This window comes from Treponema endosymbiont of Eucomonympha sp. (assembly GCF_001028545.1).
In genome coordinates this window covers 1-24,471 of the sequence record NZ_BBPW01000754.1, presented here as the reverse complement: position 1 = coordinate 24,471, position 24,471 = coordinate 1, and the positions used below count along the sequence as shown (strand labels likewise).

At 52.1% G+C, this 24,471-nt stretch carries 21 protein-coding genes, 1 tRNA gene and 4 pseudogenes; 14 read left to right on the top strand and 12 right to left on the bottom strand.

What is annotated here, in order from left to right:
• Positions 1-1,425, top strand: a 1,425-nt coding sequence (locus AWU74_RS09415; protein ID WP_162505177.1) for an HNH endonuclease family protein, incomplete at its 5' end; no start/stop codon positions are given.
• Between the two features lie 697 nt (positions 1,426-2,122).
• On the opposite strand, the gene rpmE is transcribed toward AWU74_RS09415, so the two are convergent.
• The 5 genes and pseudogenes from rpmE to mnmA all read right to left on the bottom strand — a co-directional run bounded on the left by rpmE (position 2,123) and on the right by mnmA (position 7,256).
• On the bottom strand, positions 2,123-2,326 hold the full coding sequence (gene rpmE / locus AWU74_RS09410) for a 50S ribosomal protein L31 (protein ID WP_062329153.1): 204 nt from the start codon (positions 2,324-2,326) through the stop codon (positions 2,123-2,125).
• Positions 2,327-2,347: 21 nt separating this feature from the next.
• Positions 2,348-3,595 (bottom strand): annotated as a pseudogene (gene rho / locus AWU74_RS09405) (transcription termination factor Rho); the annotation flags it as partial.
• Positions 3,596-4,313: 718 nt separating this feature from the next.
• Complete coding sequence (locus AWU74_RS09400; protein WP_062329149.1) at positions 4,314-4,907, bottom strand: iron-sulfur cluster assembly scaffold protein; 594 nt, start codon at positions 4,905-4,907, stop codon at positions 4,314-4,316.
• Complete coding sequence (locus AWU74_RS09395) at positions 4,904-6,097, bottom strand: cysteine desulfurase family protein (RefSeq protein WP_062329146.1); 1,194 nt, start codon at positions 6,095-6,097, stop codon at positions 4,904-4,906. The genes AWU74_RS09400 and AWU74_RS09395 overlap by 4 nt, the downstream gene beginning before the upstream one ends.
• Complete coding sequence (gene mnmA, locus AWU74_RS09390) at positions 6,090-7,256, bottom strand: tRNA 2-thiouridine(34) synthase MnmA (protein ID WP_238580309.1); 1,167 nt, start codon at positions 7,254-7,256, stop codon at positions 6,090-6,092. Before mnmA ends, AWU74_RS09395 begins: the two co-directional genes overlap by 8 nt.
• A 335-nt stretch (positions 7,257-7,591) precedes the next feature.
• Here mnmA and AWU74_RS09385 point away from each other — a divergent pair, with 335 nt between their 5' ends.
• The 3 genes from AWU74_RS09385 (at position 7,592) to AWU74_RS12395 (ending at position 8,244) form a co-directional block, all read left to right on the top strand.
• Complete coding sequence (locus AWU74_RS09385) at positions 7,592-7,792, top strand: transposase (protein WP_059370695.1); 201 nt, start codon at positions 7,592-7,594, stop codon at positions 7,790-7,792.
• On the top strand, positions 7,789-7,935 hold the full coding sequence (locus AWU74_RS12400; protein WP_162481485.1) for a hypothetical protein: 147 nt from the start codon (positions 7,789-7,791) through the stop codon (positions 7,933-7,935). The genes AWU74_RS09385 and AWU74_RS12400 overlap by 4 nt, the downstream gene beginning before the upstream one ends.
• Before the next feature lie 156 nt (positions 7,936-8,091).
• Complete coding sequence (locus AWU74_RS12395; RefSeq protein WP_187149497.1) at positions 8,092-8,244, top strand: hypothetical protein; 153 nt, start codon at positions 8,092-8,094, stop codon at positions 8,242-8,244.
• Positions 8,245-8,536: 292 nt separating this feature from the next.
• On the opposite strand, the pseudogene gyrB reads toward AWU74_RS12395, so the two are convergent.
• Positions 8,537-10,499: pseudogene (gene gyrB / locus AWU74_RS09380) on the bottom strand (DNA topoisomerase (ATP-hydrolyzing) subunit B).
• Positions 10,500-10,588: 89 nt separating this feature from the next.
• Between gyrB and dnaA the strand changes: the two are divergent.
• From dnaA to AWU74_RS11240, 3 genes and pseudogenes are all read left to right on the top strand, one after another.
• Positions 10,589-12,004, top strand: a complete 1,416-nt coding sequence (gene dnaA / locus AWU74_RS09375; protein WP_062329156.1) for a chromosomal replication initiator protein DnaA — start codon at positions 10,589-10,591, stop codon at positions 12,002-12,004.
• Positions 12,005-12,239: 235 nt separating this feature from the next.
• Entirely contained in the window at positions 12,240-12,635 is a 396-nt protein-coding gene (locus AWU74_RS09370) for a hypothetical protein (protein WP_162502657.1), read from the top strand.
• Between the two features lie 70 nt (positions 12,636-12,705).
• Positions 12,706-13,469: pseudogene (locus tag AWU74_RS11240) on the top strand (IS5 family transposase).
• A gap of 190 nt (positions 13,470-13,659) precedes the next feature.
• On the opposite strand, the gene AWU74_RS09355 reads toward AWU74_RS11240, so the two are convergent.
• The 4 genes from AWU74_RS09355 to AWU74_RS09350 form a co-directional block, all read right to left on the bottom strand.
• A tRNA-Val gene (locus AWU74_RS09355) sits at positions 13,660-13,732 on the bottom strand.
• 416 nt (positions 13,733-14,148) lie between these two features.
• A complete protein-coding gene (locus AWU74_RS13065) occupies positions 14,149-14,328 on the bottom strand; it encodes a hypothetical protein (RefSeq protein ID WP_238579955.1) in 180 nt (59 codons plus the stop codon).
• A gap of 231 nt (positions 14,329-14,559) precedes the next feature.
• Entirely contained in the window at positions 14,560-14,724 is a 165-nt protein-coding gene (locus AWU74_RS12390) for a hypothetical protein (protein ID WP_187151010.1), read from the bottom strand.
• A 582-nt stretch (positions 14,725-15,306) separates the two neighbouring features.
• Entirely contained in the window at positions 15,307-17,424 is a 2,118-nt protein-coding gene (locus tag AWU74_RS09350) for a hypothetical protein (RefSeq protein ID WP_062329131.1), read from the bottom strand.
• 729 nt (positions 17,425-18,153) lie between these two features.
• Between AWU74_RS09350 and AWU74_RS12385 the strand changes: the two genes are divergently transcribed.
• The 4 genes and pseudogenes from AWU74_RS12385 to thrH all read left to right on the top strand — a co-directional run bounded on the left by AWU74_RS12385 (position 18,154) and on the right by thrH (position 20,326).
• Positions 18,154-18,360, top strand: a complete 207-nt coding sequence (locus tag AWU74_RS12385) for a hypothetical protein (RefSeq protein WP_062329129.1) — start codon at positions 18,154-18,156, stop codon at positions 18,358-18,360.
• Positions 18,361-18,542: 182 nt separating this feature from the next.
• Positions 18,543-19,268 carry a hypothetical protein gene (locus AWU74_RS09340; RefSeq protein WP_062329126.1) on the top strand — a complete coding sequence of 242 codons (726 nt, stop codon included), beginning with the start codon at positions 18,543-18,545 and terminating at the stop codon, positions 19,266-19,268.
• A 211-nt stretch (positions 19,269-19,479) separates the two neighbouring features.
• Positions 19,480-19,650 (top strand): annotated as a pseudogene (locus tag AWU74_RS11230) (HlyC/CorC family transporter associated domain-containing protein); the annotation flags it as partial.
• 64 nt (positions 19,651-19,714) lie between these two features.
• Positions 19,715-20,326: a bifunctional phosphoserine phosphatase/homoserine phosphotransferase ThrH gene (gene thrH, locus AWU74_RS09335; RefSeq protein ID WP_062329123.1), complete on the top strand. Its 612-nt coding sequence runs from the start codon at positions 19,715-19,717 to the stop codon at positions 20,324-20,326.
• A 110-nt stretch (positions 20,327-20,436) separates the two neighbouring features.
• On the opposite strand, the gene AWU74_RS09330 is transcribed toward thrH, so the two are convergent.
• Complete coding sequence (locus AWU74_RS09330) at positions 20,437-21,126, bottom strand: TonB family protein (RefSeq protein ID WP_238580310.1); 690 nt, start codon at positions 21,124-21,126, stop codon at positions 20,437-20,439.
• 100 nt (positions 21,127-21,226) lie between these two features.
• Positions 21,227-21,739, bottom strand: a complete 513-nt coding sequence (locus tag AWU74_RS09325; protein WP_062329117.1) for a hypothetical protein — start codon at positions 21,737-21,739, stop codon at positions 21,227-21,229.
• 280 nt (positions 21,740-22,019) lie between these two features.
• Here AWU74_RS09325 and AWU74_RS09320 point away from each other — a divergent pair, with 280 nt between their 5' ends.
• From AWU74_RS09320 to AWU74_RS11225, 3 genes are all read left to right on the top strand, one after another.
• Positions 22,020-23,141, top strand: a complete 1,122-nt coding sequence (locus AWU74_RS09320; RefSeq protein ID WP_062329113.1) for a lipid II:glycine glycyltransferase FemX — start codon at positions 22,020-22,022, stop codon at positions 23,139-23,141.
• Between the two features lie 120 nt (positions 23,142-23,261).
• On the top strand, positions 23,262-23,453 hold the full coding sequence (locus AWU74_RS09315) for a hypothetical protein (RefSeq protein WP_162481468.1): 192 nt from the start codon (positions 23,262-23,264) through the stop codon (positions 23,451-23,453).
• Entirely contained in the window at positions 23,422-23,835 is a 414-nt protein-coding gene (locus tag AWU74_RS11225; RefSeq protein WP_162481469.1) for a hypothetical protein, read from the top strand. Before AWU74_RS09315 ends, AWU74_RS11225 begins: the two co-directional genes overlap by 32 nt.
• Positions 23,836-24,471 lie beyond the last annotated feature (636 nt).

Genomic DNA, 24,471 nt, shown 5'->3' with positions numbered 1-24,471 from the left:
GAAAAGACGGTAAGTTTAATAAAAACAGTTAGCGATGAAAAAGCTGATAGCAACACTAAGGAAGTTTATCAGATATTCAAAGAGTATGTAACCGATAAATTTCCTACGCATGAAGATTTTATTAATGATATAATTCGTTTTGTTACTTGGTACAAATGGATTATTTCAGAAATCGTAACCGATACAATCTCTTATGACGCTACAAAAGACAAAGAAATAAAAGAGTTGCTGCGCAATATCTTCCACGATATTAAAGCGGAAGCTTTTAAGTCTTTTATATTGGGTTTGCTTGAGTATAATCAGCAAGGTGTTGGTAGACTTAAATTAAGCGATAATAAATTGATTGAAATTTTAGAAGTGATTCGTACATATCTTATTCGCAGGCGTATTCTTGGTTTAGCACAAGGCGAAAACAAAAGTATTGTTTTACTGAGCGATAAAATACGTGATTTGTCTAATTCAACAACTTCAATGATAGAATTGTTGTCAAATATGTTTTATAAAATGAGAACGCCTAATGACAAGGAAGTTAGCGAACGGCTGAAAACAATTGATTTTTATAATGATGTAAAAAAATATTCAAAATTCATTTTAGGGAAAATTGAAGAAAATAACACTAAAGTGGCTGTTGATTTCCGAAACCCTAAAATCAGTATCGAACATATTATGCCTCAAACATTTTCTGATTTTTGGAAAGACGAATTAGGCGACGATAGCGAAAATATACACAAACAATATCTTCATAATATTGGAAATTTGATTCTTACTGAATTTAACGACGAAATAGGAAACAAATCATTTGCCGATAAAAAAGACAAATTAAACAAATCCTCTCTTAATTTTAGGTTAGACGTTATATGTCGAAATTCTTGGAATGACACAGCTATTAAAGACCACCAAACAAATATGATTGCTTGGTTTTTGGAAACATTCCCCCTTCCCGATGCTTATAAAACGTCTAATAATTGGAATACGCGAAGTATCGAGAAGGTTAATTTTTCACCTCTTGATGATGAAGCGGGCGAAATTGCAGAAGGAAACAAACCGTCAAAACTTTTAATTAAATCTGACGTAATTGCTGTAAGAACTTGGCAAGATGTTTTTATTGAATTTCTTAAATGGATAAAGAAAAGTGCCGATTACGATTATGATTCTATTCTTGTGAATCAAGAAAAATTATTTGGCAAGGAACATATTATTATCAAGTGGAAGAATTTCAAGTCCTTAATTGACGAACATACTGATTCTGGTAAACGCTACAAAACTTTTGAAAATAACGCTTGGGACAGCAAAAGCACTGTTTTAGAAGACGATTTGGAGTTTATTCACATTAACGCTTCCGCAAAATCGTTTATGACCAGAATCGCAAATATTATGAATCAGTTTGGAATGTCCGGAGATTATGTAGAGATAGTTTTGAAGTAGCGATAGTGGACTTGCATTATCAAGGACAGCAAAACTTTAACACACGCCGTTCGTCAATTTAACCGCTTTGCTTGCTGAGTTGCCGGATAAATGCCCGCCTACCGAGCGAAATAGTAAAAAAGTAAGAAGAGGCTGTTATAGGGTGGAGAGGTTGGGGACCGAGTGTATTATATTGGGACGGCAGGGGAATATGACAGCGAATATGTGAAAACCAAGTAAGATATATGATAAAGTATCAAAAAATTTACTGTGATAAGCAACTTACACTATGTTGACTGAAATTGTGTCTAAAAAAAATACCCCGTAGCTTGCTGTGGGGTATTTCATTTATGTCTCTCATTTTACCTCTATTCCTCTTTAGTCCACGCTACCTAGAATTCTCCTCCCCCATAGTTATTTTCTAGCTTCTGGATGCCTTTCAAATATTTTTAATACTATACCCTTTATCGTTGTTAGTATTTTTTTTGTCGGACTGTATGTTGGCATCGATTGGACAAGAAAATGCACCTGATCACCTTCCGTTCCCTGTTTCTAAAATAGGGATATATTCATTCGTCCTTTCAGTTATCATAGTAGTTTTTCGATATTAACCACCCAGGTGCGAGGTGTTTACCCGAAGTGAATAAATATCTTACATAAGTGGCGGAGATATATGCATCACTATTTTGGAATACTGACAATAGCGCAAATTAAAATCTTAGTTTTTGATATTAAACCGCTTGTTAAAACGTTCGATGCGCCCTGCTGTATCGACAAACTTTTGTTTGCCAGTAAAAAACGGGTGGCACGCCGAACAAATTTCAACATAAATGTCTTTCGCTGTCGAACGCGTCTCAATCACGTTGCCACACGCGCACGTAATCGTTGTCGGTTCGTATTTTGGATGAATTCCTTTTTTCATTTTTGACCTCCTTGTTGTTTGTCACGATTCCAGCGTATTCATTGAACGCAGGAATGCTTCATTATTCTTAGTTTTCTTTATTCTGTCAAGCAACAGTTCGATGATTTCTGCGTCATCCATTGGATTAATTGCTTTCCGTAATACCCAGATTTTCTGCAATTCTTCCTCGGAAAGAAGCAATTCCTCTTTGCGTGTACCTGATTTTTTTATGTTGATTGCGGGAAACAGTCGGCGGTCGGCGAGCTTTCGGTCAAGGTTTATTTCCATATTGCCTGTGCCCTTGAATTCCTCGAAAATAACTTCGTCCATGCGACTACCGGTTTCAATCAGTGCCGTCGAAATAATAGTGAGACTTCCGCCTTCTTCCACATTCCGCGCTGCACCAAAAAACCGCTTCGGCTTGTGGAGTGCGTTCGAATCGACACCACCCGACAACACCTTGCCGGAAGTGGGTACCGACTGATTATAAGCACGGGCAAGGCGCGTAATTGAATCAAGGAATATGACTACGTCACGTTTATGCTCGACAAGTCGTTTTGCTTTTTCAAGCGCCATTTCGGCGACTTGCACATGACGTGTCGCCTGCTCGTCAAACGTGGACGAAATGACTTCCGCTTTAATGGAGCGCTCCATTTCGGTAACTTCTTCAGGTCGTTCGTCAATGAGCAGTACAATGATATAAACTTCGGGATGATTTGCTGTAATTGCATTCGCAATCTTTTGCATTAAAATCGTTTTTCCGGCCTTCGGCGGCGCGACGATGAGTGCGCGTTGCCCCTTGCCAATAGGTGAAAACAGATTCATTATACGGCAGGAAAGGTCTGGGCTATCTGTTTCAAGATTAAATTTTTCGTTTGGATACAAGGGGGTAAGGTTTTCAAACGGGATACGGTTTTGCGCGTTTTTTGCCTCGTCAAAATTGACATTTTCAACCCGCAACAACGAGAAAAAACGTTCGCCTTCTTTTGGAGAACGGATTTGCCCAAATACCGTATCACCAGTTTTCAGATTAAACAATCTGATTTGGCTTGGTGATATATAAATATCGTCTGAACCGGGTAAATAGCTGTTTTGCGGGGAACGTAGAAAACCGTAGCCATCCGGTAAGGTTTCAAGCGCACCGGAGGCAAAAATAATACCATTATGCTCGGTGTGTGCTTTTAAAATCGCAAGGATAAGTTCCTGCTTTTTCATCGGTGCAAGGTCGTCCGGTGGAATACCGTACTGATTTGCCATGTCGCGCAAACCGTTCATTCCCATAAATATCAGTTCATTAATAAAAAGATGCGGTTTTGCCTCGTGCCTTTCTTCGTTGTTTGCAGCAATGTTTTGTGTTTCTTGACGTATTGCTCCTGTGTGATTTCCATTTTCGCCTTTCTGTCCCGCATGAATCGGAGAACGACGACGCATTGTATTTGTTCTCGGACGGGCAACGCGCGCACTATTGTTTCGTACTGCCGATATAGAATGATTCGGTAAAACAGCTCCGCTTTCAGTGGAACTCATTTCTATAGAATCATTTGAGGTTTCGTTTTGTGCGGGATTAATATTGAAATTCGATTCAATATTCGCATTCAAATGATCTTCGTCGGCGGATATATCACTAAAACGCCGTCTTTGAATCAGTGCCATTCAGTATTTCTCCGTGTTATATGATTTTACGTATAGGTTTTAACAGTATATTAAAGCAGATAAACAATAGATTATGTTGATTAACGTCAACTAAACATATATTTGTTGTCAAGTCGCTGCACCCAGCAAGCAACGAAAAACTCTGCACAAAACAGCATTCTTGGCGTCTATTCAATATAACTTAAACCAATCTAACTTGGTACTTTCAAAAACAGCCGATTAGGCGTTTTTAAAACCGGAAGGTTTAGAGTATCGTAATCAAAGGTTGCAGATACTTCAAATAAAGTCGATTATACTTCGTGATTTAAACAAATACAACTATAAAAATTTTAAAAAGATACCATTTATAGTACGCTTACTCGTACAGATGCTCAAACTCGTGCATTTTTTCCATAGCGTGTTCTTTGCACGATCCACACGCCGTACCGAGCTTCGTTCGCGCCTGTAAATTTTCCCACGTTCGGTCGCCTTTTTTATAAGCTTCCTCAAGGTCGCGGTCGGTAACATTCAAACAACGACAAATTACTTCCGCATGTTCCTGTCCCCTAAACGATTGGCGACCCGCTTTTGCAAGGTAATCGTCGATTGCGGCACGGAGTGCTTTGTCGCCGAGTACAGAGCAGTGGATTTTATTCGGGGGAAGTCCGTTAAGTCGTGCAACAATATCATCTGGCTTGAGCTTATACGCCTCGCTAATCAGCATCCCTTTAATTGTTTCGGACAGGATCGATGTTGACGCAATGGCACTCGCACAGCCGTAAGTCTTCCAGCGCACATCAACAATCATGTCGTCTTTGACGCGAATCAGCATTAGCATCTGATCGCCGCATTTTATATTACCAATGACACCCCGTCCGTCATGCTTCCATGTTGATTCATTTTCGTATAACACGTTCCTCGGGTTGGTAAAGTGCTCTTTCACCGTGTCCGAATACAGCCAATCGTTCATGCTAAATTCCCTATATCTGTCATTCCACAAAAAGAAACCGAAGACATTTTCCGTAGACGCGCAATGACTGGCGGGATATGTTCCAGTAGAAAATCAACGTCAGATTCAGTGTTATATTTGCCGAAGCTAAAGCGAATTGAACCGTGCGCCAGTTCTGGTCCCAGTCCGGTTGCCATGAGCACGTGCGACGGTTCAAGACTACCCGACGCGCAGGCGGAACCAGTCGAAACGGACACGCCGAGCAAATCAAGGTGTAACAGGATCGCTTCACCTTCCGCACCGGAGAACGATACGTCAAGTGTATTGGGCAACACGTTCACTGAATGCCCGTTTATGCAGACGCCGGGGACGAATTCAAGTAGTCCGTCGCGAAGCCGGTTTCGCAAAGTACGAGTGTGTGCTTCGTAGACAGGAAGCTCCTTCCGTGCAAGCTCAGCGGCATAGCCATAAGCAGCAATCGCAGGCGCGTTGTAGGTACCAGCGCGAAGCCCGTGTTCCTGGTGTCCTCCGCGGATAAACGGCTCAATGGGACGGCCGTTTTTTACATACAGTGCGCCAACGCCTTTTGGGGCATATATTTTATGCGCCGAAAATGTCGCGTAATCGACACTCCACGCAAACAAGTCAACGGGGATTTTACCCGCCGCCTGCACTGCGTCGGTGTGAAACAGTGCCCCCGCCTCATGCGCTATCGTCGCGAGCGTTTTGATATCCTGCACCGTACCGATTTCGTTGTTCGCCGTCATAATCGACACAAGCAGCGGTTTTTCGGCAAGCACAGCACGATAAGCGTCCATTTTGACCATACCGTCGCCGTCAACTGGCAGATAACGCACGTCCATATCGAAACTGGAAGCAAGTCGCTTGGAAGATTCAAGCACACAGGGGTGTTCTATCGCCGTTGTAATTATCAGATTGCGTCCGCGTTTTTTGCTGAATTCAATCATCGTGTTGAATACCATATTGTTTGACTCGGAGCCGCCCGACGTAAAGATAATTTCTTCTGGTTTCACGTTGACGAGCGTCGAGACCTGTTCCCGCGCCACCGTAATTTTTTTTGCCGCAACGCGCCCGTCTTCGTGCAGACTTGACCCATTCGCGTATGACCCAAGTTCCGCAATATAAAACTGCCGCACTTCCTCGGAAAGCGGAGTCGTCGCGTTGTAGTCAAGGTAGATTCGTTTATTCATGTATACCGTTGGAAATAATCCCCCCCCCCACAATAATGTCTTCTTTATATATCACTGCTGATTGCCCCGGTGTTATCGCGCGCTGCGGAGTATCAAATATAATTTCCCACGTCTTGCTGGTTTCGCCCGCCGTGCCGAAATAATTTTTATTTGAAGAAACAGGGCGTATCGTTGCGCTAACCGGCAAAGATGAAAGGCGGATTTTTACCTTAGCGTGAAACGCAGAGGCAGGTTCGTAGCCTCCTGCCCACACCCAATCGTCAGCAGTGAGTCCTTTGCATAGCAGGTCGTCATTTTTGGACAATACCACGCGGTTCTGTGCGGCGTCTATCGAATGCACATACAGTGGACTATTGGAACTGACACCGAGTCCTCTCCGTTGTCCGACGGTGTAATGCTCAATTCCGCAATGTTGCCCCAATACGTTGCCGTCAAGGTCTGCAATGTCGCCCGGTATCGACGCTTTATCCTGAAAAAGCGAGTCGAAATACCCGTCAGAAACAAAATCCTGACTGTCGCTTCGGTCTGCGCAGAAAAGCTTTCGCCCTGCCGCCATTTCGCGTACCTGCTTTTTGGTGTACGGTGCAAGCGGGAAACGCACTTTTTCGAGCACGGAGGACGGCACGCGGTACAGAAAATATGTCTGGTCTTTTGACTTATCTTCTGCGGCGCGGATAAATACGGCGGTCGGGGAATTCGGAAAAGGAGAAGCGTTGAGCCACACGAGCGACGCATAATGCCCTGTGCAAAAATAGTCGTAATCAATACCGAGTTGTTTCACGCCGTCGAGCAATGCGCCGAACTTAACCTGCTCGTTGCACCGGACGCACGGGTTTGGGGTACGCCCGCTCCGGTATTCGCGGCGGAAATAGCCGAGTACTTCTTTATCATATACCTCGCGGACGTCAACCACGTGGTAGGCAATATCCTGCGCTTTGCAAAAAGCGCGGCATTCAGCTATATCGAGTGCTTCGTCCGGTCCGTAGCAAGCGGCACGGCGCATTGCGCTACGAGTGCCTTCACCTGCGCCGTCTCCGCTCCAATGCGACATTGTAACACCGATAACCGTGCAGCCGCGTTCTTTCAGCAGCATTGCGCTCAGGGTGGAATCGACACCACCCGACATTCCCACCACAACCGTATCGCCGCGTTCAGGCAAGGGTAACTCAATACACTTCACGAATATAAGTATACTCTTTTTGTCGAGAATGGGGAAGCATTTTGCGATAATTTTCTAGTAATTTAGTAGGAGAAAAAATACGCTGGTGTTTCGGGTTTTTCATAAGCTGAATCCATATTTGCTTCTGCACAGGCGGCAAGGTTTTGCAACGGACGGTTTGGCGTTTTTGTTAGAGCTTTCTTTAAGTAGCGTGGACGAAAGAGAAGGAAGAGGGGTAAAATAGAGATATGAAACAAAGGGATTCATCAGCACCGATATAAGCGGCGAGGCGCGGGAACGGATAAAAGAACTGCTGCCCGGACAGGCAGGGAAGCATGGGGGAGCGGCGAAAGACAGCCGTTTGTTTATCAACGCAGCAGCGCGGCAGACCGCACGCAGGCGCTCCGCGGAGAGACATACCGCCAGAATTCGGGAACCGGAACAGCGTGCACAAGCGGTTTTGCCGCCGGCGGGACAAGGGAATATGGAAAACGCCGACGGGTGCCGCAATAGGCGAGCCTGCCGGAGATGTATGATAGATTCGACATATATCAAGGCGCATGCGGGGCGCGCGGCGGTAGTCAAGATATCAGCCGCACAAAAGGGGCTGAACAGCAAATTGCACTTGGCAGTTGACGAGTACGGGATACCGGCAGGCGGGCACTATCGCGGACTGTAGCCAAGCGTCTCTCCGTACGGAGTGCTTGGAAGCGGAAGCGGTTCCGTGCGGACAAAGCGTATGACACGAACGAACTGCTCGGCATGCTTAAGGAAACGGATATAGCAGCCGTTATCCCTCCGGTTAAAAACCGAAAAGAGCAATGAGCGTACAATCATGAACTGTATCGGGCATGTCATTGAAAATATCTTCCGTGTCCTCAAGCGCTGGCAGAGAATCGCTATGTACTACGCAAAACTCACCGCTTCCTTCATCGTTACTATTCATGTCAGATGTTTGTTCCTCTACCTTCTCATCCACGCTACCTAACGTTCGAAGGATTTTCACTAATGTTTATATGACCCGCGCAAACGTTTGCAAGCCTCGCGTTCTTCTACGGGGAACGTCCGAATTTGCAGTAAACTTACAGCTTGCTGCGCATATAGGCAAGGGCAGAGAGGTTTAAACCTTTCTGCCCCTTATCCGCCTTCGCCTCTATCAAGAAACTCGAATGTTACCCGCAAGGGGAACGCGTGTTTCCGTGACTCATACGCGTGTATGCGCTTCGCTTCTCTGCCAAACTCGAACGTTCGGCAAAGCCCGAATGCAACCGGTTCTGTGCTTACACGTCCAGATTCGCGTATTTCGCGTTTTCTTCGATAAATTTCCGGCGCGGCTCCACCTCTTCGCCCATGAGCGTGCTGAAAAGCCGGTCGGCTTCGACCGCGTCGGGAAGCGTTACCCGCTTCATCTTGCGTCGGGCGGGGTCCATAGTCGTGTCCCAGAGCTGGATTCCGTCCATTTCGCCCAAACCCTTGTAGCGCTGCACCGAAATCTTTTCCGGCTCGCGCCCGATTTCCTTCATAGCCAGCTTCAGTTCGTCGTCGTCGTATGCGTAGCGCTCCTTGCGGTTGAACGACACCTTGAACAGCGGCGGCACGGCGAGATACACGTAGCCCTGCTCGATAAGCTCCTTCATGTGGCGGAAGAAGAACGTCAGAAGCAACGTGCGGATATGCGAGCCGTCGACGTCGGCGTCCGCCATGATGATGATTTTGTGGTAGCGGATTTTGCTTATGTTGAACTCGTTCCCGATTCCCGTGCCGAGCGTCGCAATAATCGGCTGCAGCTTTTCGTTGGTAACAACCTTGTCGACCCGCGCCCGCTCCACGTTGAGCATTTTGCCCCACAGCGGCAGAATCGCCTGCGTTTTCGAGTCGCGCCCCTTCTTTGCCGAACCGCCCGCCGAATCGCCCTCCACGATATACACCTCGCAGCGCGCGGGGTCTTTCGCCGAACAGTCCGCCAGCTTACCCGGCAGCCCGAAGCTGTCCAGTCCGCTCTTCCGGCGCGTCGCTTCCTTCGCCTTCCGCGCCGCAATGCGCGCCGCTGCTTCCGCGACGCCCTTTTCTAGCACCCGCTCGATAACTTTTGGGTTCTGCTCGAAATAAACCGTCAGGTGCTCGTTCACCAGAGAATCGACGATTCCGCGCACCTCGCTGTTGCCGAGTTTTGTTTTCGTTTGCCCCTCGAACTGCGGTTCCGGTACCTTGATTGAAAGCACCGCACTTAAGCCCGCGCGCACGTCGTCGCCCGTAAGCTTTTCGTCCTTGTCCACCTTTTTTTGCAGCTTGGCGTTGTTCGCCAGAAACGCATTCATCACGCGGGTCAGCGCCGCCTTGAAACCTTCGAGGTGCGTGCCTCCTTCTTTCGTCTTTATGTCGTTGACGAACGAGAGAATGTTTTCCGTATAGCCGTCGTTGTACTGCAGCGCAAGCTCCACGACCACCCCGTCTTTCTCGCCGCCGATAAAGACGGGTTCCGCCGGAATGCAGTTCCGGTTCTCGTTCAGATACGACACAAACTGCGGGATTCCGCCCTCAAAGCGGAAGGTTGTTTCTTTTGGTGACGGGAGCCGCTCGTCTCGGAACACAACGGTAATGCCCTTGTTCAGAAACGCCAGTTCGCGGAGCCGCGTCGCCAGCACGTCATAACTGTAGGCGGTCGTCTCGGTAAAAACCGACGGGTCGGCGAGCCAGCGAATAGCGGTGCCCGTCGCGGCGCGGTTACCTTGCTTTATGAGCGAGCACTGCGGGTCAGCCCCGAAATCCGGCGCGACTTCCCGCACCGGATCCGCCGCGTCCCCGGCGGCAAACTTTTGAAAATATCGCTTGCCGTTCACGTTGACGTATGCCTCAAGCCACGCCGAAAGCGCGTTGACGCACGAAACGCCCACGCCGTGCAGCCCGCCCGAAACCTTGTACGAGCCTTTGTCGAATTTGCCCCCCCGCATGAAGCCGCGTCAGCACCAGTTCCAGCGCGCTGATTCCCTCTTCGGGGTGCAGGTCGACCGGAATGCCGCGCCCGTTGTCCTCGACGCGGGCGACGCCGTCTTTCTCCAGCACCACAAGGATTTTATCGCAGTATCCCGCCATTGCCTCGTCTATGCTGTTGTCGACCACTTCGTACACCAGATGGTGCAGTCCGTCCGGTCCCGTCGAGCCGATATACATGCTTGGGCGCTTTCGGACGGCGTCAAGCCCTTTCAGCACCTGAATGTTCGTCGCGGAATAAGTTGCTTTCATGTTTTCCTTAAAAGATTTTTATGCCGAGCGTTGTCAGAGAGATAAAAATGCAGTATATATTCCCGCACAAGAAAGGTAAAGGCGGCGTTATGGCAGAGTGGGATTATCGCGTGTTCTGGGAGGAAGCGCTCAAGCAGCTTCGGGAAGAATTCAAAGAGGCGGGAAACGAACAGGAGTTTGTGCTCTGGTTCGGCGCCGATTATCTCGGTTCCGCCGAGCGGGAAATCGCCGTCGGCGTTCCGTCCGCGTTTTACCGCGACCAGCTCAATAGCCGCGGGTATACCAGCCGCCTGAAGAGCAAGCTCGCCGAACTGTCGGGGCAGAATTTGCGCATTCGCTTTGAAATCAGGAAAAAAAACGCTTCCCCTGCGGCGGCGAACGAAACGCCTGTGTCTTCGGAATCCCGTGCAGCGCTCTTCGGCAAATCGGCGCACCCCGCCGGGCATTCAGGCGAAGCGGCGCCGCCGAAGAATCGGCACCCGCAGCTCCGAGAGGACTATACGTTTGAAACGTTCGTGACGGGGGACAACTGCTCTTTCGCATACAACGCCGCGCTCGCGATATCGCGGAATCCCGGCAAAGCCTATAACCCCGTGCTGTTTTACGGCGGTGTCGGGTTGGGCAAAACGCACCTGACGCAGGCGGTCGGCAACGCGCTTTTTCAAGCCGGAGTCGGCAAAATCATCTACGTTCCCGCGGAGAACTTTGCCAACGACTTCATAAACTCGCTTCAGGCGAAAAAGGCTCAGGAGTTCAAGAACAAATACCGGAACGCCGACGCGCTGCTGCTCGACGACGTTCACTTCTTGCAAAAAAAGATGGCGACACAGGAAGAGCTTTTCTACGCGTTCAACGCGCTGAGCCAGGCGTTCAAGCAAATGGTCTTCACCTGCGACCGCCCGATTTCCGAGCTGAAAGGCATGAATGAGCGGCTGACCTCGCGGTTTTCCAGCGGGCTCAGCGTCGACCTGTTGCCGCCGGACTATGAGACGCGGAAGGCAATCCTGCAGAAAAAGCTGGAGATTGCACACAAGGACATTCCGCCGGACGTTCTTGACCTTATCGCGCAGAACGTCAGCACCAACGTCCGCGACCTTGAAGCGGCTATGGCTAAAATCGTCGCATACGCGGAGCTTACCGAAACCGCCGTCACGCCCGAAACCGCGCAACAGCAGCTCCGCGACATATTCTGTTCCCCAAAGGGGGGCGCGGTTTCCGTCGAGGCGATTCAGAAAGCCGTCGCCGACCACTACAATATATCTTTTTCCGACATTAAAGGAAAATCGCACCGCAAGAAAATCGCGGAACCGCGGCACGTCGCCCTGTATATTGCAAGCAAGCTGACGGAGTATTCGACGACGGAGCTCGGCGCCGAATTCGGCAACCGCGACCATACCACCGTCATGTATTCCGTCGCCAAAATCGAGAAACTCATAACCGTGGATTCTGTGCTGGACGCAGCGGTACAGGCGCTCATGCGGGAAATAAAGGACCGGGAAAAATAAACCCGGAAGCACGCCGCCAATATTCGCTGTGCCGAACGAGCCATTTGGCGTTACGGATTCGGCGAATCAGAACGCGAGGTAGAAGGCAAAAAGAGTGTTACATTATCCCTTGTCTATTTGCCGCGAAATTGATATATATACAAACGCATAGCGGACAGTGTGCCGCTTGCAAAAGGGCGCACGCTGCGCATTTGGAACACAAAGCAGAGATTAAAAAAATTATTTGGAGAAAATCATGAACATATGGGTGTTTAACAAACCGCCTCAGGATATTATCGCTTTTATACATGACTCGCTTAAAAGCGGAATTTCGCGTTTCGGGTGGGGGTGGTTTGATTCCGCCGATTTACACGCGCTGAAAACGCGCGCGTGGCAAGAATACAACAAAGACGAAAAAGAAGCATGGCACCGCACAAACTTTCTTTTGGGTATCGAGCCCGGCGACTGGATTGTACACGTCAACATGCCGCAGTGGGGCACATTGACGCCGCGTAAGTCAACCGTCCTTATTCGTTTGGAGAAAATACTCCATATGGTGATTTCCGCCACACTATCGGAATTGGCACCGCAAGCCTTATCACATTCGACCGGAACGACCGGCGCGTTTTGCCAAACATTAGCCGCCGATTAAAATTGCAAAGGGCACATTATCAGATTAGGTAGTGTGGACTGGATAAAGAGAAAGAGGTAAAATGGGAAGCATGAAAGAAAATGAAGGCATTCACCAGCACGATATAAGCGACGAGGCGTGGGAACGGATAAAGGACCTGCTGCCCGGACAGGAAGGGAAGCACGGGAGAGTGACGAAAGACAACCGCCTTGTTTATCAACGCGGTAGCGTGGCAGACGCGTACAGGCGCTCCGTGGAGGGATATACCGCCAGAATTCGGGAACTGGAACAGCATACACAAGCGGTTTTGCCGCTGGCAGGATAAGGGAATATGGAGAATACTGGCGTCCGCCGCAATAGGCGAGCCTGCCGGGGATATCTTTATGATAGATTCGATGTATATCAAGGCACACGCGGACGCATGCGGGGCACAAGGCGGCAGTCAGGACATTAGCCGCACAAAAGGGAGCTGAACAGCAAGTTACATTTGGCAGTTGACGAGTACGTGATACCGGCAAGCGGCATTGTGACAAGCGGTACTGTCGCGGACTGCAACCAAGCGCCTCTCCTTATGGATGGTTTGGAGACGGAAGCGTTCCTCGCAGACAAGGCGTATGACACGAACGAGCTGCTCGGCATGCTTAAGGAAGCGGATATAGCAGCAGTCATCCCTCCGGTTAAAAGCCGGAAAGAGCAGCGAGCGTACAATCATGAGCTGTATCGGCATGTCATTGAAACCGTCTTCCGCGCCCTCAAGCACTGGCGAGGAATCGTTGCGCAAAGCTCACCGTTTCCTTCATCGCCGCCATTCATGTCAGGTGTGTGCTCCTCTGCCTTCCAGTCCATACTACCTAGTTCACGCTGACTAGATAAGAGTAATAACATGTGTATTGATACTGATGTTACCGCTTTGGGGTGGTTTTTTTGCAGAAAATGTGCAGAACTGCACCTATCAAAACACTGTGGTGTCGTAGCTTACTTGATTTCTTGTTTTTCGACAGCTATACAGAAATATATAAACATTTATATAGAAACTGCTTGTCTTTGGGCGCTGACGGGTTTGAACCGCCGACATTTTGGGTGTAAACCAAACGCTCTCCCAACTGAGCTAAGCGCCCATATAAGTTTCGTAACTATAACGTATATCAAAGGTATTATGCAAGCTGATGCATTGCTTCGCGTAAAATCTAACCGCAAAATTCGCGTTGTCTCAGATAAAAACGCGACAGCATAGATGGGAAAAGAAATAATTGGTATGTCTGCCGTCCGTGTTCCTAGGAACGTAGCGTTCGACGTTTGCCACACAACGAAGACGTGCTATGGCATAGAGGCTTCCGCCCCTCGGCAAGTCCGCTCGGTAGGCAACTATGCGGAAGCCGCCGCAAAGCTTTCTTGATAAACACGGTAGGCGCTTACCTGTACTACGGCTTTATATCGCCCCTATCGGTCGGTTTGCTCGGCAGACACGGTAAATGCGTATCCGTATTGCGGCTCTATGACGCCGACCGACACTACCGCTTGCAGGGGATCGACACTACCGCTTGCAGGGGATCGCCGCAAACTCGGCTAGGTAGTGTGGACTTGAAGGTGGATGTAAAGGAAAACACCTGATATGAATAGCAACGATGAAGGAAACGGTAAGCTTTGCATAGCGCGTAGCGATTCCTCGCCAGCGTTTGAGGGTGCCGAAAACGATTTTAATGAAATATTCCATAGTTTGCTGTGGAGTATTTCATTCATATCTCCCTTTTTACCTCTCTCCTCCTCTTTAGTCCACACTACCTAGCCCCGCTAGCCGCTTACCCGTATTACAAGCGCAAAGGCTTTCGCCCTTTGGTTGGATCGCTCGGTAGCCGCGGTAGGCGCTTATTCGTACTACGGCTTTATATCGCCCTTCGGCAAGCCTTCTTGATAAACTCGCTAGCCGCTTCCCCGTATTACGGCTTTATCCCGCCTTTCGGTTGGCTCGCTCGGTAAGCAACTTGACGCCGCCGCCGCCCTTCGGCAAGTCTTCTTGATAAACACGGTAGGCGCTTACCCGTAGTATGGCATAGAGGCTTTCGCCCTTCGGTGAATCGCTCGTCAGGCAACTGTGCTGAACCCGCCGCAAAGCCTACTCGGTAGCCTTGCTGGTGGAAACTTCAGCAAAGTCCGCTCGGTAGCCCCGGCAGATTCTTGCCTCTATGCCGAATTCCTTCAAAAAACTTGAACGTTACCCGCAGGGTAACGCCCTTCGGTTGGCTCGCTCGGTAGACAACTATGCGGAAACCGCCAGCAAAGCCCGCTCGGCAGCCCCGCTAGCCGCTGCCTCTATGTCGTTACCCGCAGGGTAACGCGAAACACGAGCAGGTTTAATAGTCAAACACGGGCAGGTTTGACAGTCAAACATGAGCAGGTTTCAAAGCCTGACACGGGCGTGCAGGCTCTCCGCGTTCGGCAGTAGCCGAACGTCACCATAGGGCCGGGCGGGTGAACGGCATAGAGGTTTCCGCCCTTCGGCAAGTCCGTTCGGTAGGCAACTATGCGGAAGCCGCCGCAAAGCCTTCTTGATAAACACGGTAGCCGCTTATCCGCATTGCGGCTCTATATCGCCCCTCGGCAAAGTCCGTTCGGTGTCCGCCTCTATGTCAAGTTTCCTCAAGAAACTTGAACGTTACCCGCAGGGTAACGCGGTGCCCTTCGCTTTCAGGGTTTAAAAGGGTTTAACGGGGAACGGGAACAGCCCATGCCTGAACGGACCCCACGTCGGCATTACGGGCACCTTGAAGAGGTACCACGTTGCCGGGGTGCCCGACCACGACGGAATCGTGGCGGAGTGAAGGCTCGAAAAGTAAAACATCCTGTGCTCGCTCGCCGCGGAGAACGGCGAAAAATAAAACGGGTTGTTCTCGATATTCAGCAGGTGCTCCTCCCACACATGCTCAGTCGCTTTTCTTTTCAGGAACCCGTTGAAGGTCGTCTTTGCGAAGCCGGTATCAAGGTTCGGCACAATCTTTTTTACAGTGGTAAACTGGTGCAAATAGTTCGGCACCATATAGACGTTCCCGTCACCGAGGACAGCGTACTCAAACCCGTCCGGAGTCTTTTTGCCGAACTGCGCCGGCGGAAAGCCCGCCTGCGAGCCGACATATTTAATGTACGCGCGCCTAAAGCCATTGGATTGCTGGCTGCCCTCCATCACGAAGTGCTCGTCCATGGCGGTTGCGGCAAAGTGCCGCATGGCGAGCGCCTCCCGCGCCGCCGTTTTCATCGCTATTCTGGAGAGAAGCAGCAGTCCCACCCCGTGGACCAGGTCGACAAGATCGATAATGGTCAGAAGGTCCAGTATTATATCAAGATAGAGCCAGCCGATGTCCCGGTTGTCATCGCTGCCGTGAAAGCGGCTCTGCCAGTACTCTGGGACAGAGCCGAAGGTTATCGCCTGAGCCGCCGCCACCGTCTCCGGCAGCGACAGACCCCTGAGCGCCGCCCGGCTGAACACCTTGTACGGATAGTTGCACTGTAGGTACGCCTCTCTGAACACGTCGATTTCCCGGTAGTAGTTCTTCTCCCCGCGGTACGTTCCCATGGCGAAGCGGTCGGGCTGCCCCGGAAGATTGTTCAGGTCGGGAGTTTTGGCGCGGCCCTTTGCGGAGCCTTCGCCGCCGTAGCCGGAAAAGCCGTACTGCCCGTTCTCCCGCGCCGTCTCGAACGAGGCGTACCGGATTCCCAGCTTGTTGCTGTCTATGCTCGTTATGCGCGGCAGGTCTATATATGAATTGTCCCCCTCAAGGTGGACGTCGGGGACAGGCACCTCCAGCCAGCCGAAAGCCGCGGCCTGCGCCGCGCCGCACACGGCGAGGTACGGCGCGCGGCAGCGGTACACCTGCACCCGGTAGCGGCACAGAAACACGTTCGGCAGGTTCACGCGGGTGTCGACGCCCGCCATAGAAAGGTACGTACCGATATTCTCGACCGCCCACTCGAACATGCGCCGGAACGCGGGCACGCCCTTCAGCGCCTCCCAGTGCCCGTCGAGTATGTCCCCCACGTTCTCAAACGCGCTCTTCCGCACCGAAAAGCCGCTGAGCCGCTCCTCAAAATCGGGGCTGTCAAAGTCGATCCCTTGCCCCATTATGTATTCGCGCTCGGGCGCCGTTTCGCCTTCCGCAAGCAGCGAGTCCCTGTCCAGCTCGTACAGGTCGAGCTGCCTGAGGTACGCGCGGTGCTCAAGATTTATCTCCGCCCGGTATTTCGGCAAAGTAACCGTTTTGTAGATATACCACGTGTTGGTGTCGTTTGGCCCCTTCGGCGCGGGACAGGCGGGCAGATAGAGGTGATAGTACGCCTCAAAGCTGGCGTAGTCGGCGGGCTTCAGCCCCTTGTCTTCGACGGCTTTGAGCAGCGGGTACGGCGCGAAGCTCGCGGGCAGGTTGCCCGCCGCGCGCTGCATTGCCGGCTCGCAGAAGAACTGCCTGAAAAACGGCTTGAGGAACTCCGCCTTGCCGACGTACTCCGTAACCGCCAGCTCCTCTTCCGTCACGCGGGCAAAAAGGAAGCCCGCCTGACGGACGTCGGGCACGATCTCTCCCGCGCGGCTGCCGCTGGAGATTTCTATGTCGTCGCGGCTCACCTGATACGCGTAAAAGTGCGGCGTCGCGTTCTCCCACACGCTTTCGGGGTCAAAGCCGGGCGCCGGGCGCAGCCTGCCGTGCTCGCGGATCATTTCGGGGATCTGCTCCCGCAGCGCCTGGTTGAGCCGGTCGTTCTGCTGCGCCATTTTCTTCAGCCACGCCGTAACGAGGCGCTCCTCTTTCGCCGCGTCGGGCATTGCGGCAGCCGCCTGTCCCGAGGACGCGGCTCTGCCGGGCTGCCGCCCGCTTCCGCCGATCCCGCGGGCGGCAGCAGCGCCGGCGCGCAGGACGCGAGGTATATGCCGAGAACCAGAGCCGAAACCAGTCTGTTCATCTGAAACGCTCCTTGCGTGCCCTTATAGATACGCCGTTCCAACATGTTTGTCTACAGCGGCGGGATACGGGCAAGCGCCTACTGTGCCCGCCGAGCAAGCCAGCCGACACTGCCGCTTGCAGGTGTCAGCTTACCGCCCTGTAAGGCGACGGCTTACTGCTCTATAAGGCGACGGCTTACTGGGCGGCACAGAGGCAGCGGCGTTACCCTTCGGGTAACGACATAGAGGCAGCGTTAAGGGCTTAACAGAGGCAGTGAGCAGTTGCCTGCCGAGCAAGTCAACCGAGTGGCGAAAGCCCGTATGCTGAAACCGACTGCATATAGATACGCCTTTATAGCCATGCGTGTCCATATCCCGCGTTCTCCGCGCGGCGCAGGGGCATAAAGGCGGGAACAGAGAGGGGGAAACGCTTCCCCGCCTTTTGCGTTGCCCGTGCAGTGCACGGGCAACGACCGAGTTTCTTGAGGAAACTCGGCATAGGGGTCGCACGGGGATTATCCCCTGTGAATTATGGAGGCTTTCTATACTACAGTGTGCGAGGTCGCCATACTGTAGTGTGCGGAGAGATCCTGCACACTCGTGCAGGATTAGTTGCAGGCGAAAGCCTATAGTCATACTACGGATAAGCATCTGCCGCGTCTGCCGAGCGCACAGATGAACGCCGGTAAAAGAGGTTTCGTCTATGCGCCGACCTATATGCCGGATTTCTTTGAAAGAATCCGGTCGTCGCCCGCGCACCGCGCGGATACCAGCAAAACAGTAAAAAATGTTGCCAAACCCGCCAAACCTTTGATATAATAGCGGGAAAGGCTGTGGGGACTCGGCTTCGCAAGCCGCATAGACGGCATACAGCTCGACGGAGGCTTCTATGAAAAAACAATGAGCATTCTCTGACACGGGCGGCGTTCGGCGGAAAGGCAGCGGTCGGCTTCTGGTGCAATATGCGCACAGAAATATGTTTTATATGAAGGACAATAAAAATGAACACGAAGAAAGTTTTGGCGGCAGCAGCCGTATTGGGCATTTTGGCGGGAATGGCGGTTTCATGTCGGCACAAACCGACGCCGGGCGCGCTCGGCGTCGCCGCGGAACGCAAATACGGCTATGCTCAGTATGGCAACGGGGACTATACGTTTTATTTCAAAAACGGCAAAAACATACACGAGGACTGCGACGGGTACACGTATGACGGGGACGGGTGGGTGTATATTTACGAATATTTCAATATCGACATTCAGGAGTGGGTGGACCGGCTCCGCGCGGCAGGAATCGATCCGGTGGTGTCCGTCACCCACAACCCGTTTAAGTATTGCTTCGCGGCGTTCCCCGCGGAGTTTCTGCACGGCGTCGGGCTAGAGTACATCCACTACCTTGATTTTAACGAAGACGCCGCGTATGTTGCGGGGAACGGCACACAGGTAAAACTCGGCGGCGCGGAGGCGCTGTTTTATGCGCGTCCGCACGAAAACTTCAATTTTACGACGGAGACGTGGGGACAAGATACGGAGCAGCCGGTTTCCGCAGCTCACGAAAACAGAATGTCGCCGTCAATTTGTGTTTTATTTAAAAGCGAGGACTATCGTAACAAAGCCGAAACGATTCTGAAAGACGCGGGGTTCACCGTTGTAGCAAAAGGCGACGGAAAAAAATCCCACTATATTGTTATAGACGCAGGTGCTATCGACTGGTTTTCATATGATGACTGAGCGTTTTGGCTCGCACAAAAGCAGGGCGAAAGCCCTGCTTTTGCTGTGTCCTGCGGCGATTGGTTCGACCTAATCGACCGCTGGCATTTCGCCGTTAATGGCGGGCATTGTCCGAGCGACTGTTGGTTTGACCTGTTCCAGCGCTGAACAAACCTATATCCAATAGTTTCGCAGATAAGCGCAGTAGTTCCGCAAGCAAGCGGAATGCGACCTGAACGAGGAGATACAGGCGGCATTCCCCGACGGCGAGTTCGAGACGCTCGGCGGTTTTGTGTTCGACCTGTTCGGGAAGATTCCGGTGAAATACGAGAAAGTGTCGCGGGACGGCTTCGATTTTATCGTGCAGAACTTGGAAGGGCACAAGATAAACGTCATAAAATGATTCGCGCAAAACAAAGCGGGGATTCCGAGTAAGCAGCCGGAATGCGGCGATTTGAAGGATATGTATGTATATTACCTGTCTTGACCTGGAAGGCGTGCTGGTGCCTGAAATATGGGTCGCGTTTGCCGAAGCGACCGGCATTGCGGAACTCCGCCTCACCACGCGGGATATGCCCGACTATGACGCGCTGATGAAACGGCGCCTCGCCATTCTGAAGAAGCACCGGCTGTCGCTCAGGGCTATTCAGGACACTGTCGCAAAAATCGACCCGCTCGACGGTGCAAAGGAGTTTCTCGACGAACTCCGTGTGCGCTGTCAGGTGATTATTCTGTCGGATACATTCACCCAGTTTGCCCTGCCGCTGGTGAAGAAGCTCGGTATGCCGGTGATTTTCTGCAACTCGCTGGTCGTCGCGGACGACGGCATGATTACCGGCTATACGCTGCGGCAGCAGAACGGCAAGTTCCGCGCCGTGCAGGCGTTTGCGTCTATCGGCTTTAAGACTATCGCCGCAGGGGATTCATTCAACGACCTTGCAATGCTGAACGAGGCGGACGCGGGGTTTCTGTTTCGCGCGCCGCCGCATATCGCCGCCGACAATCCGGCGATACCGGCGTTCGCCGCATACGGCGAACTGCTCGGCGCGATAACGTCGGTGCTGAATCGGCGCGGCTAACGCACAAACGCTGACTGGGTGTAGACTGAATGCGGCGTTCTGTTCTTGCAGAACGCCGCTAGTGTTTGAAGGCGACTAACCCGTGCAAACAACCCAAAAGCTTGCGGCATTCATTTGAGCACAAACACAATCGGCACTGCGAGTTTTACCGATGATGGAGGCGGCGGGAACGGGGACGCCATAGCGATAGCGGCGACGGCAGCAGCGTCCAGCAACGGCTCCCCGCTCGACTTGCTCACCGACACCCCGCTCGCCGTGCCGTCCGCACGAACGATGAAGATCACTTCCACGGTGCCCTGTATGCCAGCTTTCTTTGCCTGAGGCGGATATACGAGTGCTCGCCGGATTTTACGCAACAGCGCGTCAAAGTTATGCCGGAGGTATGCCTGCGTCTGCGAGGAGCCACCCGACACATACCCGGCTTGGGCGACTCCCTGCGTCCGCGAGGCGTTTTGCGAAGCATCCGCCGAGGCTGACTCGCGTTCAATTTCGTGAGAGAGGGAGGCAGGCACAAAGAAATCTTCTGGCAGCGCGAGTTCCGCAACGGGCACCACCGTCTCCGCCGGCACGTCTATAGGTAGCATCGGTGCAGCGTCCGGCGCTGGAGAGGTCTGCGTTGCGTTTAACTCTGGCACCGTTGGCGCAGCTTCGCGGATATCTACAAGGCGCAACGCCTTCGTGGCACTTCCGAGAGGTGTGGCGGCTTCCCGCTTGCCTGTAAATGTCGCAAAACAAAGCAGCGCGTGCAGCGCAACGGCAGCCAGCACGCACAAAAGCCGAACCGCCGCGTACGGAGGCACCGTCAAACCCGACATTTGGCGCGAGTATTTCCGTAGTTCTTGTCCGCAACCCTCCCACTCGTGCCGAAGGGGCTGCCTCTGCGCCTCGCCGTTGTACCGCTTACTTCCCCATTTGTTCTTCAAGGCGACTCAGCACGAGCTCGGTACGCTTGTCCCCAAACTCGCTGCGGTAATGTTCGGCAATGTCTCGGAACAGCCCCTTCAGACGCTCCCGGTCGCTCTCCGTCTCCACAATACCCTCAGTCGTGCTCTTCAGCACCGAGACGAGTTCCACGCAGATACCGTGACGGATGACCGTGCTGATTCCGCGGGGGTATTCGAGCTTGGCGACGACGTGGTCGATAGCCGCTGCCACCGATTCCGGGGAAAATCCCCCGCTCCCCGCCGAGTGGAAAAAACACGCCGCCTGTATCGCATACATGGCCAATATATCCGTATTCTCGACGATTTTATCGAGACCCTCCGCATAGTCTTCGCCCAGCATTTCGCTCGCGTGTTTCTGCCCGATGACCGCATCGGTCAAGTTTTTTTTGATTTCCGCCAGCTTGGGCGCAAAGACGGCGTCGAGTTCCTTGATGCCCTTGTTTGATTTCGGCAGCTTTTTCGCAGCCATGATAGCCCTCCCTGATAGAAGTGCTTGTTCGGGGACTCAGACGAGTTCTCGCGCAAGCCCGGCGAAATGTCCCGCATTTCGCATTTTTTATTATTTGCCGTGCGACACTGCCTCATTCCGAAAGAGTATGCCGCGAGAGCCTGCCCGTGTCAAACGGCTTCGGGAAACGAGCAAAGTTCGCGCCGCGCCTTTTCCCGTACTCCGCAAATATGCTACACTCTCCGCTGTGCACAATACCCGCCGTAACGCAAAAAACAGCCGAGCCGCGCACGCACAACGCATGAAAGCCGTCTGCGGACAGAGCGGCGAGGGAATCGCGCTGACGCAGATTTCTCTAGACGAAGCCGACCGGCGGCACCCGGAAAATACCCGCTTTTTGCAGTCGCCGTTTTGGGCGCGTTTCAAGCAGGCGCAAGGCTGGACTCCCCTGTTTTTCAGGATTATATCCGCGCCGCCCCCGATGACGGCACACGGCGACGAGCAATTCGCCGTTCTGCTCAGGCGCGTGTCCCGCTGGTCGCTCGCGTATATCCCGCTTTATCCCGAAATCCCTCCGTCCGACGAACGCGCGGCTTCCGGCGCGGGCGCATTCCTGACCGTGCTGTGCGCAGCGCTGCGCCCGTTCCTGCCGCGGGGCACGCTGTGCGTCCGCTTCGACCTGACGCCAGCGTTCAGGACGAGTGCCGAGTGCGCTTCGTGGAAAAAAGCGCTGTGCGAAACGCCCGGCGTCCGAAACGGCGCGCCGGTGCAGCCGCCCGACACCGTCGTGCTCGACCTTGCGCCCTCGGAAGAGAGTCTTTTGTCGCGCATGAAGAGCAAATGGCGGTATAATATCCGCCTCGCCGAAAAGAAAGGCGTTACGGTGCGTCGGGGCACGGCGGACGAAATCGCGGTTTTTTACGCTTTGTATGCCGTTACGGCACGGCGCGACGGCATAGCGATTCATTCGCGCGCGTATTATCAGTCGCTGTTTGAGCGCGCTGCCGAGCGCGGCGGCGTGCGGAAGAACCCCGACGTCAGGCTCTATCTTGCGGAACACGGCGGCGACGCGTTTGCGGCGATTGTCGCGCTTTTTTGCCCGCGCGAAGGGGCGTACCTGTACGGCGCCGCGTCAAACAGCAAGCGCAACTTTATGGCGGCGTACCTGCTGCAGTGGCAGGCGATCCGCGACGCAAAGAAATACGGGTGCCACTGTTACGATTTATACGGCGTTCCACCCGACGACGACGCGCGCCACCCTATGCACGGGCTGTACCGCTTCAAGACGGGCTTCGGCGGCGCGATTATCCACCGCCCGGGCTGCGTCGACGTGCCGCTGTCGCTCGCCTATCCGCTGTACCGCGCCGCCGAGGCGCTCCGCGCGTTCTGGCACAAGCGGATAAAAAAACTGCGCGCTCGATAAGGCGTGCCCCGCCGCTCGCGGCATAAAGGCAAAGCGAAAATACGACAAACGCCGTGTTGTTTGCAGCGAAAATCTCATAGGTTCTTGCCCCTTTTCCGCAAATTTGCTATATATAAAAATATGAATAATTTTTTGTATGGAGTTTCCACCATTGGCGATTTGTCGCCGTTGCCGTACAAGGATATTGCGTCCATATCGGCAGTTTCCGCGTGGCAGGCAGTATCTTTTGCATTTGCTCAGGCTGGCAACAACATACAGCAAGCGATAGACGAGTTTTCGTATGACCAGCAGAAAAGCAAGCCGTCAAAATAGACCGATAACTCCTTCGGTACAGCCAAAACAGCGCTTTCCTCTCTCGCATATTCAGCAAGAGATTTATTCCGGTCCTATTCCAAGCCCTGATATTCTGAAGAAATTCGGCGAAATTGACGCTTCTTTTCCTGACCGTATTATGAAAATGGCTGAGACGCACGCTGTGTCTGACGCAAAAACAAAAGACAGGGTTTCGCTATCGATGCTTGTTATACCTATTATAGGGCAAATTTTTACCCTGTTTCTTGGAGCGGGAGGCATAGTTGCCTGTGTAATACTCGCAAAAGAAGGGTTGACGGGAGCTGCGATAACGTCGGTTATTGCAAGTTTTTCGCCGATTATCATTGCCGCGCTCAAGAATCTCCCCAGCAAAAAACAATAAACGTATCGCATCATTTTTAAAATAAATACGGAATCATCCCCGTTGACGGGGCCGGCATATCCGCGCCTTTCGGCAAGTCCGCTCGGCAGGCAACTGGGCGAACTCCGCCGCGTCCGGGCATAAAAAAAGGCGGGGAAGCGTTTCCGCCTCTCCGCCGCTCGCGTCGTACCGGAAATGAGACGGCGTGCCTTTTCCGTATTTGTATTATTTTCATTCTTACAGCCTAATACCCCCCCCCAAGCAAACATACCGCTAAGCCAGCAATCATTAATTTCTTTGCTTTCATTTTATACTCCTTCAAACAAAACATTTTGTACCGCCGCGGACGGTGTTGCACATTATCCTACAAAATAGAACCGAAAATGAGTCCAAAGGACAGGATTTACCGAACTATTAGGCTCAGCAAGCGAGAATGTTTGATTACTGTCCCAGTAACCTTTGACACGTTGCCCATCTTCAATTAGTCCCCATTGCTGTAGGGTCTTTGCAAAAGACCCCCAACTGATATTCTCTAGGTAGTGTGGACTGGATAGGGGAAAAGAGGTAAAATAGAAGCATGAAAAGAAATGAAGGCATTCACCGGCACGATATAAGCGACGAGGCGTGGGAACGGATAAAAGAACTGCTGCCCGGACA